10 protein-coding genes are annotated in these 13,059 nt (G+C 65.1%); 3 read left to right on the forward strand and 7 right to left on the reverse strand.

Annotated elements, in window-relative coordinates; genetic code table 11:
* Window positions 1-21 precede the first annotated feature (21 nt).
* Both BM118_RS05945 and glsA read left to right on the forward strand, forming a co-directional pair.
* Entirely contained in the window at window positions 22-2,094 is a 2,073-nt protein-coding gene (locus tag BM118_RS05945; protein WP_177234046.1) for a TRAP transporter permease, read from the forward strand.
* 20 nt (window positions 2,095-2,114) lie between these two features.
* Window positions 2,115-3,956, forward strand: coding sequence for a glutaminase A (gene glsA, locus BM118_RS05950; protein WP_092183084.1), 1,842 nt, complete (start codon window positions 2,115-2,117; stop codon window positions 3,954-3,956).
* Between the two features lie 15 nt (window positions 3,957-3,971).
* Here the strand turns inward: glsA and BM118_RS05955 are convergent, their stop codons facing one another.
* The 5 genes from BM118_RS05955 to BM118_RS05975 form a co-directional block, all read right to left on the reverse strand.
* Entirely contained in the window at window positions 3,972-4,274 is a 303-nt protein-coding gene (locus BM118_RS05955) for a nucleoside triphosphate pyrophosphohydrolase family protein (RefSeq protein WP_167770661.1), read from the reverse strand.
* Between the two features lie 25 nt (window positions 4,275-4,299).
* Complete coding sequence (locus BM118_RS05960) at window positions 4,300-4,827, reverse strand: carboxymuconolactone decarboxylase family protein (RefSeq protein ID WP_092183088.1); 528 nt, start codon at window positions 4,825-4,827, stop codon at window positions 4,300-4,302.
* A 93-nt stretch (window positions 4,828-4,920) separates the two neighbouring features.
* Entirely contained in the window at window positions 4,921-7,152 is a 2,232-nt protein-coding gene (locus BM118_RS05965; RefSeq protein ID WP_092183090.1) for a N,N-dimethylformamidase beta subunit family domain-containing protein, read from the reverse strand.
* 13 nt (window positions 7,153-7,165) lie between these two features.
* A complete protein-coding gene (locus tag BM118_RS05970; RefSeq protein ID WP_092183092.1) occupies window positions 7,166-8,770 on the reverse strand; it encodes an ABC transporter substrate-binding protein in 1,605 nt (534 codons plus the stop codon).
* Window positions 8,771-8,790: 20 nt separating this feature from the next.
* Window positions 8,791-10,182, reverse strand: coding sequence for an aspartate aminotransferase family protein (locus BM118_RS05975; RefSeq protein WP_349527942.1), 1,392 nt, complete (start codon window positions 10,180-10,182; stop codon window positions 8,791-8,793).
* Between the two features lie 127 nt (window positions 10,183-10,309).
* Here BM118_RS05975 and BM118_RS05980 point away from each other — a divergent pair, with 127 nt between their 5' ends.
* Window positions 10,310-11,068, forward strand: coding sequence for a FadR/GntR family transcriptional regulator (locus BM118_RS05980; RefSeq protein WP_092183096.1), 759 nt, complete (start codon window positions 10,310-10,312; stop codon window positions 11,066-11,068).
* A 447-nt stretch (window positions 11,069-11,515) separates the two neighbouring features.
* Here BM118_RS05980 and BM118_RS05985 read toward each other — a convergent pair whose 3' ends face one another.
* On the reverse strand, window positions 11,516-11,875 hold the full coding sequence (locus BM118_RS05985; protein ID WP_092183098.1) for a Zn-ribbon domain-containing OB-fold protein: 360 nt from the start codon (window positions 11,873-11,875) through the stop codon (window positions 11,516-11,518).
* Complete coding sequence (locus BM118_RS05990) at window positions 11,872-13,008, reverse strand: thiolase family protein (RefSeq protein WP_092183100.1); 1,137 nt, start codon at window positions 13,006-13,008, stop codon at window positions 11,872-11,874. Before BM118_RS05990 ends, BM118_RS05985 begins: the two co-directional genes overlap by 4 nt.
* Window positions 13,009-13,059 lie beyond the last annotated feature (51 nt).

A 13,059-nucleotide genomic window follows, 5' to 3' on the forward strand; every position in this document is an offset into this window, starting at 1 on the left:
AGCCCGCGCACGGGGTCGATCATGTCTGCTTCAGTCTCCACCGGTCTCGAGGACGAGGCCAAGCGGGTCGTGTTCGACGATCCTCACGGCGCCGCCACCAACATGCAGGAAGCGGAGGTGACGCGCGTCCGCACGCTTCACGGCGCCTGGCGCTGGACGCTGGTGGTCGCGACCGCGGCGACCATCCTGCTCTGCATCAACCAGCAATTCTCGCTGCGATTCTTCATCGGCTACACCCAGCTCAACACGGAGTATTTCTATCTCCTGATCGCCTTGATGCTGCCCTTCACCTTCCTGATCTTCCCGGGGACCGAGCGCGCGCCGCTCGACCGCATTCCCTGGTACGACCTCGTCTTCTTCGTCGTGACCTTCGCGGCGGCGCTGCTCTTGATGTCGAACGTGCGCAAGGTGGCGGAGGCCGGGTGGGAATTCGGCGGCGCGCCGAACACCGTAATCGCCGCAGGCCTCGTGATGTGGGTGATGCTGATGGAGGCGCTGCGCCGCACCGGCGGCTGGAGCCTGCTCTTGAGCGTGTTTCCCTTCACCGTCTATCCGTTGTTCGCCGAAGCCGGCTGGTTAGGTCCGTTCCGCGGCACGCAATCGACGCTGGAGCAGGCCACCGCCTATCACGTGCTGTCGGGCGAGAGCCTGCTCGGCATTCCCATCCAGGCCTTCGCCGACACCGTGATCGGCTTTCTCGTATTCGGCACCGCGCTGATGATGACGGGGGCCGGAAAGTTCTTCATCAACCTTGCCTTCGCGCTGTGCGGCACGTTCCGCGGCGGCGCGGCGAAGGTCTGCATCTTTGCCAGCGGCCTGCTCGGCATGATGTCGGGGTCGATCATCTCCAACGTGCTCACCGCCGGCACCATGACCATCCCTGTCATGAAGAAGAGCGGCTTTCGCGCCTCCTATGCCGGCGCGATCGAGGCCTGCGCCTCCACGGGCGCGGTGCTGGCCCCGCCGGTGATGGGCGCGACCGCCTTCGTGATCGCGCAGTTCCTCAATGTCAGCTACGCCGACGTCGCGATCGCCGCGATCATTCCGGCCGCGCTCTATTATGTCGGCCTGTTCATGCAGGTCGACGCCTACGCCGCGCGCCACGGGCTGAAGGGCATTCCGCGCGCCGAGCTGCCGCGGATCATGGATACGATCAAGGACGGCTGGTACTACGTCTTCGTCATCGCGCTCCTAATCGTGATGCTGCTCTACTTCAAGCGCGAGAGCCACGCGCCGTTCTATGCCACCGCGCTGCTGCTCGTGCTCAACCAGCTGTTCTCCAAGGACACGCGCTGGACGCTCGGCACGATCGGCAAATTCCTGGAGGTCAACGGACGCACCTTCGTCGAGCTGGTCGGCATCCTCGCCGGCTGTGGCCTGCTGATCGGCGCATTCTCGATGACCGGCGTGGTGTCGAGCCTCGCCAACGACCTCCTGCATATTGCCGGCGACAATCCCTTCCTGCTGCTCGGCATGTGCGCTCTCACCAGCCTCATTCTCGGCCTCGGGCTGACGACGACGGCCTGCTACATCTTCCTCGCCATCCTGGTCGCGCCCGCGCTGGAGAAGCTCGGGCTCAACAGGATGGCCGTGCACATGTTCATCTTCTACTGGGGCATGCTGTCGTCGATCACGCCGCCGGTTGCGATCGCCTCCTTCGCCGCCGCGGGCATCGCCGGCTCGCCGGCGATGAAGACGGGCTGGGAATCGATGTGGGTCGGCAGCATCATCTACTTCATCCCGTTCTTCTTCGTGCTCAATCCGGCGCTGGTGCTGCAAGGGCCGAGCCCCTATCTCGCCGGTCTCGGCCTGATGGCGCTGGCCGGGTTCGGCACGCTGTTCATCTGCGGCGGCATCCAGGGCTACCAGCCCTTCGTCGGCGACCTCCGCGGCGCCGGCGCGCTGGAATGGCCGGTCCGCGTGCTGCTGGTGATCGGCGGCTTCGTGGTAGCGACTCCCGGCGGCGGGATCATGCCGCTGTCGCAGATGCAGGTCACCATGCTGGGCCTTGCGATCCTCGCGCCGACGATCTTGATCGCGCTTCTGTTGATCCGACGGCAGGGGCCGATGCCGGACGGGTTGCGCGTGCCCTGATTGCGTTGCACAAGGAGGCGATGACACCGCCGCCCGCCTCCGCCTGGACCCGCTCGAAGCCGCCCTTGCTGCGGTTTCTCGACACCTGCCTCAACGAATTCTCTGCCGAAACGGCCGGCGCCGTGGCCGACTACATTCCCGAGCTGAGCAAGGCCGACCCTGCCTATTTTGGCATCAGCCTCGCCACGCTCGACGGCCATGTCTATGAGGTCGGCGACAGCCGGGTGCCCTTCACCATCCAGTCGATGTCGAAGCCGTTCGTGTTCGCGCTGGCGCTGGATCTTCTGGGCGCCGGCCGTGTCGAGAGCGCGATCGGCGTCGAGCCGTCGGGCGATCCCTTCAACTCGATCCGGCTCAACTCCGACAATCACCCGTTCAACCCGATGGTCAATGCCGGCGCGATCGCCTGCACCGGACTGATCTACGACAGCAAGGGCGCGGAGGCCTTCGAGCAGATCCGCCTTGCGCTCAGCCGCTTTGCGGGACGTGATCTTGCCGTGGACGACGCCGTCTACACCTCCGAAAGCCAGACCGGCGACCGCAACCGCGCCATCGGCTATCTCCTGAAGACCAATGCGGTGATCTCGGACAACGTCGCCGCCGTGCTGGACGTCTATTTCCGGCAATGCGCGGTGCTGGTCACGGCGCGCGACATCGCGGTGATGGCGGCAACGCTCGCCAATCGCGGCATCAATCCGGTCACCGGCGAGCAGGTGATGAGCGCTTACGCGATCTCGCGCACGCTGTCGGTGATGACGTCCTCGGGCATGTACGACTATGCCGGCGAATGGATCTACCGCATCGGCATCCCCGCCAAGAGCGGCGTCGGCGGCGGCATTCTGGCGGCCCTCCCCGCCCGTCTCGGGCTCGGCAGCTATTCGCCGAAGCTCGACAAGCACGGCAACAGCGTGCGCGGCATCAAGGTCTGCGAGGCGCTGTCCTCGCATTACGACCTGCACATGCTCAACCGCAGCGACGACGCGCGCAACGCCGTCATCGCCGACTACGACATCGGCAAGAGCCCGTCCCGCCGCGTCCGCCGTGCGCAGGAGCGCGAGATTCTGGCGGCGCATGAGCAGGAGGTGCGGATCATCGAGCTGGTCGGCACGCTGTCGCTGTCGGCGGTCGACTACGTGTCGCGGCGGCTCGCGGGGCGGCCACGGCCGCAATTCGTGATCTTCGACCTCCACCGCGTCACCTCCACCACGCGCGCCGGCGCGCGGCTCGTGGCCGAGGCTTTCGAGGAGCTCGCCGCGCTGAACGTCACGGTGGTGCTATCTGGCGTCAGGCGTGCCTCGAAGGAGTGGAACAGCCTGCGGGAATGGACCGCGGAGCTGAAGAACGTTCGCGACTTCTACCTGCTCGACACCGCGATCGAATGGGCGGAAGACCAGATCGTCTACCGCTATGGCGGTTCGATCGACTTTCACGAGATCACCGAGCTTGCCGAGCAGCCGCTTCTGGAAGGACTCCGCGCCGACGAGCTGGCGGAGCTCGGCGCCATCTGCACCATCAGGACCTATCAGTCCGGCGCAAAGATCCTCACCACCGGCGACCCGGCGGATGCCCTGTTCTTCCTGCGCAGCGGCGCGGTGCATGTCACGCTGCCCGACGGCGTGCGGCTGGCGACGCTGACCGCCGGCATGGCGTTCGGCGAGATGGCACTGCTGGAGCACACCCGTTCCGCCGACGTGTTCGCGGACATGGCGGCGACGGCCTTCGAAGCCCCACTGAAGGATTTCGAGCGCTTCCGCGAGCAGCACCCGCGGGCCTCCGAGCGCATCATGCGCAACCTGGCGCAGCTGCTCGCCGACCGCCTGATCGTCGCCAATGCCAAGGTGGACATCCTGACGTCGACGTGACTCCGCCGATACGGCTTAGCGGCTCGCCGCCTCGCTCAGTCGCCGATTGATCTTGGCCGCGCTTGCTTTCAGCAGTTCGGACGGCTTCTGGCCGGTCGCCGCGCACAGGCAGGCCCAGTAATAGATGACGTCGCCAAGCTCATCGACGAGGCCCGCCTGATCGAGCCAGTCATCGCGCAGCAGCTTCTTGATGTGATCGGCGACCTCGCCCGATTCACCGGCGAGGCCGAGCCCGAGATAGGACAGCCGCTCGTTCGACGGATGCTCGTCGACTTTCGCAACGCTTGCGGCCCACGCCGCATATTCATCGATCGTCATCGGCATCCCTCGCCGCGGTTTTGGATCAGCCCACCACTTCCGTGACCGGCTGAAGATCGATCTCAAACGTCTCCAGGAATTTCGACGTCATGATGTAGAAGCCGACCGAAAGCTGGAGCTCGACCAGCGCGGCCGGCGTCAGCTTCGATGCGATCGCCTTGAAGGTCGCGTCCGTCGGCTTGTTCAATTTCACGATCTCGTCGGTGAAGGCGAGCGCGGCGCGTTGCACCTCATTGAAGCAGTTTGCCGCCTGCCAATTCTCCAGCGCTTCGTTCTGCTCGTCGGTGACACCGACATTCTTGCCGATGCGCTTGTGGGCAACGATCTCATAGGGCGCCTCGCACAAGATGCCCGTGCGGGTGATCGCGAGCTCGCGCACGACCGGATCGAGCTCGCCCTTGTGGCGGATGGCGCCGCCGAGGCGGCAATACTGCTCAAAATAGCTCGGCGAATGCGACATCATCCGGAAGATGTTGGCGTGGCGGTTCTTGTCGAGGATTTCGCGGGTGCGGTCGGACGCCTTGGACGGGTCGCTGTAGTTGATGCGGGCCATCAGTCACCTTGGGTCTTGGTATTGTTGTCGTTTTTTCAGGAGTTCCCAAGACTAATCTTGCGCTGACGCAAGCGCAACATCATCGCGTCATTGCTACGCAGTCGAAGCTTTCGGCGCCTGGAACGGGGTGGAATCAGCGAAGCGGCGGACGATATTGGTCACCAACAGGGCCGCCACGTTGTTGTAGCCGTCAACCGGCAACGCACCGATGAAATTCATCGAGCCGACGGAAAACACCGCGCCGCCATTCGGCGTCTCGAAGAAGGTCAGGTCGGAACGGATGATCTCCTCGCGCGACGCCGGCCAGGTATGGTCGTAGCGCTCCTCGTTGACCGGCTGATAGGTCGGATCGGTAAGCACGGCCCGGCCGATGATGATCGCATGATGCGGCGTGCCGAGGCGCGTGTCGGCGCGGTCGAGCTCGTGGCCTGCGGCGCCGCCGCCCATGAAGCCGCGCTCGCCCAGCTTGGCGCCGGGCCTTGCCAGATCCTCGATACCCTCGCGCATGAATGCGACGCGGGGATCGAGAATGCCGTCGAGGAAGGTGTAGGGGAAACCCATGTACTCCCCTTGCGTACTGAAGCCGACACCGACCAGCGCCTGCGGCGGGCGGCCGAGCCGTCGCCAGAGGCCGCCATAGGACCCGTCGAAAGCATGATAGCTCTCGCCGGGAAGCGTTTCCCAGAGACGGATGCCGCCCTCGGCGCGTCGCAACTCGAATGCCCAGGTGCCCGTCGCGTGCGGCACCACCTTCCAGTAAAAGCCGTTGCCGCCGAGATACATGAAGCGGCCGCCATTGCCGAGATAGGCGCCGAGCGCATCGAGCGTCTCGTGCGTGTGGTATTCCGGATGCTGGCCGGTGAGCACGACGCTGTATTGCGACAGCAGGCCGACGCCTTCGGCATGGACGTCGTGATCGGTGATGACTTCGAAATCGATGCCCTTGCGGGTCAGAAGATCGGTGATGGCGCTGTCGGCGGAGATCCAGTACAGGCCGGAACCGTAGTCGCTGGGATCGACCAGATGGATCTGGTTCACGCGCTTGTCGATCAGCGGCCGGCGCATGGTCGACATCACCACGCCGCTGCCGTCCGAATGGAAGTTGTAGGGCGAGACGCCGTATTCGGGATGGCCGTCCGGCGCCTGCGCCAGCGCGCCCCAGGCCAGCGACCGCTCCGTGATCAGGGCCTGCCTGCCCTTCTTCTGATACTGGCTATAGACCGTGTAACTGAAGGTCGGGGCGAGGAAGGCCACCTTGGCCTGCGATCCCGGTATCCTGGCGCGGACATAGAAGACGATGTTGTCGCGCGCGCCATCCTTTTCCAGGTGCAGCGCATAGACGCCGCTCTTCCAGTCTTCCGGCACGGTGAAGGTCAGCGACGGCTGCCAGCCGGAATCACCGATATCGTCGTCGTGGAAATGGATCGCGCCCCAGAGCTTCGGCTCTTCCGTCCAGCGGTGCGTCACGCCGCCTGTCCAGCGCGATCCCGCCATCGCGCGCGTCGGCAGATTGATGCAAACGCCGTGCGCCTTGGAAGGACCGATATCGGTCGCCGTGTCGGTCGGAATGCCGATGGAAAAATCCCATTCGGCGATGGCCGGGGCCGCCGCGCCGGAGCCCTGCGCGGCGATGACGCCGTCAAGGCCGGCACCGCCATCGGCGATGCGCGGCCGTTCGATCTTGCCGTTGAAATGGTGGACCACGCCCTGCCCCGCGCGCTCTGCCGCAATCGCGACGGCCCCCATGCCGGCGAGCGCAGCCTTTGGCGCGCTCAGCATTTTCGTCGTGCGCTCGTCGCGGTCGAGCCTGATCTTGCGGGGGGCCTGTGCGATCGCCAGCGATCCGGTCACCGGGTCGAACAGGCAGGCGATGTCGTGCCACGCCCGCTCGGTAAGCGCGATGCCGGTCTCGACCTCGACGGTGTCCTGCCCGGTGACAAGCCGGGCGAAAGCGCCGCTTTCGCCGACGCCGAGCGTCAGCGAGCCGCCGGCGCCCGCCCAGTTCAGCACGGCCCGCTTGCCCGCGGCGAGCAAGGTCGGCCAGACGGTCGCGGCAAAGGCGATCGGACCTGCCGGCAGCGCCAGTGCCGATACATCGACCCATGAGCCCTTTGCGATGGTCTGCTCGATCCCATCGTGCTGGCCTTCGAGGTCCCACTTGACCGCAATCTCGCGATAACCGGGCCCCTTCGGGTTCGGGTCACCACAGATGACGCGGGCGATGCGCGCCGAATAGCGGCCGCCGCCCTTGACCGCGATCATGAAGTTGATGTCGTCGCCGGGGCGCACGCTCCAGCGGTCCGCATAGCCGGTGATCGGAAGCATCGAAAATCCTTCTTCAGGCGCCGCGCACGTTCCAGAACAACGGCAGGCCCTTGAGCATGCCCGTCAGGCTCTTCTTGTAAGCGGTCGGCTGATAGAAGACACCAAGCGGAACGTAGGGAACATCGATAAAGCACTGCTTCTGCATCTCGACGCCAATCCTGGCCTGCGCGGCGGCATCAGGAGCGGCGAACCAGGCATCCCGCAGCTGTTCCAGCTTCTCGCTCTTCGCCCAGCCGAACGTCGCCTTGTCACCGCTGCCGCGGATGAAGTTATGCGCCGAAGGATTCAGCTGCGTGACACCCGCGGAATAGGTGCAGAAGGCGCTGTATCCGCCCTTGTCCGGCGTCTCGCGGTTGCCCATGCGCCGCAGCATCGAGCCCCAGTCCATCGCCGCGTAGTCGAGATTGAAACCGAGCTTGCGGAACAGATCGGCCGCGACTTCGCTCATCTGCCCGATGACAGGGAAATCGCCCGGCGCCATCAGCAGCACTTTCTCACCCTTGTAGCCGGCGTCCTTGATCGCCTTGGCCGCGTCGGCGATATCCCGGGGGCCGGTCAGCGCTTCCATGCCGACATCGTTCGCCATGTTGCCACCGGGCGCGAAGAAGCCGATTTTGTCCCGCCAGAGACTGGTGTCCTCACCCGCGACCGCGGACATGAATTCCTTCTGGCTGATGGCGGAGAGCACCGCGCGGCGGATGGCCGGGTTGTCGAAGGGCGGCTGCGTGTGGTTGAAACGCAGCACGCCGACATTGCCGATCGGGTCGAGCAGCTCGACATTCAGCGCCTTGTTGCCCTTCAGCTTCGGCAACAAGTCGACGATGGGCTGATCCCACCAGTCGATCTCGCCCTGCTGAAGTGCGGCCGCCGCCGTCGCGGGGTCCGGGATGACCTGCCACTCGACCCGGTCGAAATGCGCGATCTTCGGACCGGCGAGCAGGCTCGGCGTCCCCTCGGGGCGCGGCACATAGCCGTCGAAACGCGTGTAGACCAGACGCGCGCCGGGCACGTGCTGATCGGCCTGGAACTTGAACGGACCCGAGCCGATCAGCTCCTTGACCGGCGTGACGCTGTCCGTCTGCGCAAGACGTTCCGGCATGATGAAGGCGACGATGGCGCCCACTTTGCCGAGCGCTAACGGCAGCAGCGGAAACGGCGACTTGAGACGCCATCGCACGGTCTTGTCATCAGGCGCCGAGACTTCGTCGACCAGATTGAAGAGTGAATTGCCGAAAGCATCGCGCGAGGCCCATCGTTTCAGGCTCGCCACCACGTCGCGTCCGCGCACGGGCTCACCGTCATGGAATTTCAAGCCATCCCGTAACGTCATCGTCCAGAGCTTGCCGTCGTTCTCGACGGTATGGCCGGCGACCATCTGCGGCTGAACCTCGAATTTTTCATCGACGCCGTAGAGGGTGTCCCAGATCAGGAAGCCGTGGTTCCGGTTGACCAGTCCGGTGGTGATCATCGGATCGAGAATTGCGGCATCGGCCTGCGGCACGAAGCGCAGCACGCGCGAGGCTTGCGCGCGGGCCAGCCGCGGCATCGGCAAAGTCGAGCCCAAGGCGACGCCGAGACCGGCGCCCAGGGTGGATCGGAGCAGGTCTCGACGGCGCATGCTATGGTCTCCTCAACGGGTTACGCAGATGGACGTTTCTCGGCAAGCTTCGCTTCGGCGCTGAACAAGGTCCGCCCGAAAAGGTCGAGCGCCTCGTCAACCCCGGCTTCGTCGATGATCAGCGGCGGACAGAACCCGATCGTGTCGCCCATCGCGCGGATGATCAGGCCATTCTCGATCGCGAGGGCGTCGAACATCGCGCCGACCTTGAGCGCGGGGTCGAAGGCCTGCCGCGTCGCGGGGTCGGCGACGAGCTCGACCCCGATCATCAATCCCTCGCCCCGCACCTGGCCGACGATGCGCGAATCCCGCGCGATCTGCTCCAGCCCGGCGCGGAGCCGGCCGCCCATGCGGCGGACATGCGGGACCACATCCATCTCGTGATAGATCTTCAATGTCTCGAGCGCGATGGCCGCGCCGACCGGGTGCCCGGAATTGGTGAAACCGTGGCCGAACAGCTCGCCGCCCTTGTTCATCTCGCTGAGCGCATCCCGGATCGGACGTCCCAGCAACACGGCTGACATCGGGAAGTAGGACGAGGTGATGCCCTTGGCGAGCGCCACCATGTCCGGCTTCATGCCGACCGTCTCGCAGCCGAACCAGTTGCCGGTGCGGCCGAAACCGCAGACCACCTCGTCGCCAAGCACCAGGATGTCGTGACGGCGCAGCACCGCCTCGATCTCGGCGAAATAGCCCTTCGGCGGCACGACGATGCCGCCGCCGGCGTTGATCGGCTCGGCGATGAAGGCGGCGATCGTATCAGGTCCCTCGGCCATGATCAGCGCTTCGAGATCGGCGGCGAGGCGATCGACGAACGCCGCCTCGCTCTCGCCCGGCCTGGTGCCGCGATAAGCATCCGGGCAATGCGTGTGCAGGAAACCGTCGAGAGGGAGGCCGAATTCACGGTGCATGCGCGGCAGGCCGCACATCGAGGCCGCAACGATCGTCGAGCCGTGAAAACCGCGGTCGCGGGCGATGATCTTGCGCTTCCCGGGCTTGCCATGAACCGCGTGATACACCCAGGCAAGCTTCGCCATTGTCTCGGTGGCTTCCGAGCCGGAGGTGGCGAAATAGGCCTGCGCATCCGGGATCGGCGAGATTTCGACCAGCTTCTCGGCGAGGTCGATCGTGTTATCAGGCGTCTTGTGATTGAAGCTGTGATAGAAGCCGAACTTGTCGTAGGCCGCCGCCGCTGCGGCCTTGAGGCGCTTCTCGGAAAAGCCGAGCGAGGTGCACCAGAGCCCGGCCATCGCTTCCAGATAACGCTTGCCGCTCGCGTCATAGACATGGACGCCCTCGCCGCGTGCCATGATCAGCGGTCCGATTTCTGCGTGACGCTGTGGGTTGGTCTGCGAGTGCAGATGGAACGCAATGTCGCGCGCCTCGGCTGAATTGGGCTTGCTGTCGAGCACGCGCGCAGCCTCCATCGTCCCACCGACGAAGCATTCCCAACCCCGGTCGCGCGAAACTGGTCAGTCCAAATTGGTCTGACCAGCTTGGCTTTCGTGCGGCAGCTTGTCAAACTCAAATAAAGAGCTGATGAGCACGAAGATGTTGCACGATCCCCCGTCCAAGCCTGAACGCAGCTTCGAGATCGTCGCCCGGCGCATTGCTGCGATGATCCAGGCGAGTTACCGGATCGGCCAGCGCCTGCCGGCGGAACGCGATCTCGCGAAGACCTTTGGCGTGTCGCGGCCGACGGTGCGCGAGGCCATCCTGTCGCTGGCGATGGCCGGCATGCTGAAGGTGCGCAGCAACAGCGGCGTCTATGTGATCAGTCGTCAGGAAGCGCCTGACGTGCATGTGCTCGAAGGTTTCGGGCCGTTCGAGAATCTGGAAGCGCGCCAGCTCATCGAGCCGCAGATCGCGGCGATCGCGGCGCAGCGCGGCACCGAAGCCACCTTCGCGCAGCTCGCCGAAGCGCTCGCCATGATGCGCTGGGAACATGCGCAGGAACGCGAGGCGGACACGTCGGACCACCGCTTCCACATGGTGCTGGCCGAAGCGACGGGGAACGGTGCGCTGGTGTCGATCAGCGACTCCTTGTGGCGCGCGCAAACCGAGTCCGGCATCTGGCAGGAGATTCACAACCATATGCGCATGGAGGATTACCGCCCCATGTGGCGCAGGGATCACGAGGCCATCTTCGAAGCCGTTCAAGCGAGGAACCCGCGCAAGGCGAGCCTCGCCATGACGCGTCACCTCAACAACATCAGGGATGCGCTGATGGAGTCTTCGAATGCCAGATCGATGGCCACGACCAAATCTCCCGCGAATTCTCCCAAGAAGGCCCGGTGAAACTTTTCGCGATTGAGTAAAGTTTCCGCAAACCCTGTGCTGCGCGACCGCAAGAGCAACATTTTCGAGTCAAAATGCCGCCGCATTGCTGATCGACCTTGGCACAGTCGATATTCGCCGCGTGGGGACAAATCGCGGCGGATACTCGCAAGGGGTGTTCCGAGTAAAAACAATTGGCCGTCGGGTGCGCTAGCCGCGCAACGATGAGTCACGCCCAAGTCTAGGGAGAAAAGGCATGAAGGAAGCCACCAAGGGGGCGGCCTCGGGAGCGCTCGCGCATATGCTGGCGGTGACGGCGATGCTCGTCATCGCCAGCATCTTGTTCTACGGGCGCTAGTAAGAGTTGTAAGAGTTTTCGTCGTTCCGGGGTGGCCCTCGCACAGGCCAGGCCCAGAATACCCGTTCCAGGCTCGGTCTTTCGGACCGCCCCCGAATGACGAAATCCAGCTATTTGCTCCGGGTGAAGAACGGCACGAGCTTTCCGGCGAACGGCTTGAAGCTCGCATCGACCTCGTCGCCGATGGCGAGGTCGTTCTCGCCATGGGCCATCATGCGAAAACCCTCGGCACAATCGACCAGCAGGATGTTGTAGGGCACGTGCGCGCGCGTCTCGGGCGTCGCGGCGCGGCAGACCAGCGAGGTCGCGTAGACCCTGCCCTTGCCGCTGGCGCGCTGCTCGGACGGGCCGGACGCACCGCAGGCCGCGCAGAAGGCGCGATGGAAATACTGCACATGACCGCATGACGTGCAGGTCTGGTAGGTGATGGCCTCTTCGCCCTTGGTCCAGTCGGCGATTCGCTCACTCATCGCACCCGCTCCAGGAACATGCTGACATGGGACGACAGCACGCCGCCGTCGCCGTGCAAGAGCGCGATCGAGGCATCGCGCACCTGGCGATTCGCCGCCCGCTCCGTCATCTGCAAATGCGCCTCGACCAGATGCGCCATCGCACCGCCGACGCCGCAATGGCCGTAGCTGAGCAGACCGCCATGGGTGTTGAGCGGCATCGCCCCGTCGCGGCCAAAATGGCCGGCGCGCACGCGCCCAGCCGCCTCGCCGCGGCGGGCGAGGCCGAGGTCTTCCAGCAGCATCGCGAGGGTGATGGTAAAACTGTCGTAGATCGCGGCATAGCGCACGTCGGAGATCGCAAGGCCGGTGGCCTCCCTGGCGCGCGCGATCGAGATCTCGGCGCCGAGCTCGCTCAAGTCGGGCGCGGCCGTGACATGCTGATGGGTGTGGGCCTGGGCGCAGCCGCGGATGCGCACACCGGCCTCGCCCGTCCGCTCGCGGCTGATGACGAAGGCCGCGCCGCCGTCCGACACCGGGCAGCAATCGAGCAGTTTCAACGGCCTCGCGACCGGCTTAGAGGCCATGACGTCGGCAACCGTGATGGGATCGCGGAATTGCGCGCCAGGGTGGGTGCAGGCGTGGGCGCGCATCAGCACCGCGAATTCGGCAAGGTCCTCTTCGGTCACGCCATGTTCGTGCATGTACCTGTTGGCAACGAGGCCGTAATAGGCGGGAATGGTCGGGCCCAGCGGCACCTCGTAATCGGGATGGCCGACCTGCGCCAGCGCCTGGATCGAGGCATCGCGACTCTGTCCGGTGAGGCGGTTCTCGCCGGCGACGACGAGCACGTTGCGTGCGACGCCTGCTTCGACGAGGTGATGGGCAAGCATCGTCATCGCCAACCCCGTGGCGCCGCCGACCTGCACGGCATGGGCGTAGCTCGGGCGGATGCCGAAATGCTCGGCGAAGACGGTCGCCAGCATGATGTGCGGCGACACGGTGGAGTAGCCGCAAAGGATGCCGTCGATGTCCGAGCGCTTGAGCCCGGCATCGTCCAGCGCGGCTTGCGCGGCCCTGCTCATCAGGTCGAGCGAGGATGAGCCTTCGTGCTTGCCGAAAGGCGTGAGGCCGACGCCGGTGATGAAGCTCATGCTCTCTCCTCCTCGTCATTCCGGGGCGCGCCTTCTTTAGGCGCGAGCCCG

Source organism: Bradyrhizobium sp. cf659 (assembly GCF_900113725.1).
Lineage (GTDB): Bacteria > Pseudomonadota > Alphaproteobacteria > Rhizobiales > Xanthobacteraceae > Bradyrhizobium.

Coding starts and splice junctions, on each gene's coding strand:
- BM118_RS05955 (WP_167770661.1), bottom strand. CDS start 4,274: ATGACGATCGATGAATATGCGGCGTGGGCCGCAAGCGTTGCGAAAGTC.
- BM118_RS05965 (WP_092183090.1), bottom strand. CDS start 7,152: ATGCTTCCGATCACCGGCTATGCGGACCGCTGGAGCGTGCGCCCCGGC.
- BM118_RS05970 (WP_092183092.1), bottom strand. CDS start 8,770: ATGCGCCGTCGAGACCTGCTCCGATCCACCCTGGGCGCCGGTCTCGGC.
- BM118_RS05980 (WP_092183096.1), top strand. CDS start 10,310: ATGAGCACGAAGATGTTGCACGATCCCCCGTCCAAGCCTGAACGCAGC.
- BM118_RS05945 (WP_177234046.1), top strand. CDS start 22: ATGTCTGCTTCAGTCTCCACCGGTCTCGAGGACGAGGCCAAGCGGGTC.
- BM118_RS05990 (WP_092183100.1), bottom strand. CDS start 13,008: ATGAGCTTCATCACCGGCGTCGGCCTCACGCCTTTCGGCAAGCACGAA.
- BM118_RS05960 (WP_092183088.1), bottom strand. CDS start 4,827: ATGGCCCGCATCAACTACAGCGACCCGTCCAAGGCGTCCGACCGCACC.
- BM118_RS05985 (WP_092183098.1), bottom strand. CDS start 11,875: ATGAGTGAGCGAATCGCCGACTGGACCAAGGGCGAAGAGGCCATCACC.
- glsA (WP_092183084.1), top strand. CDS start 2,115: ATGACACCGCCGCCCGCCTCCGCCTGGACCCGCTCGAAGCCGCCCTTG.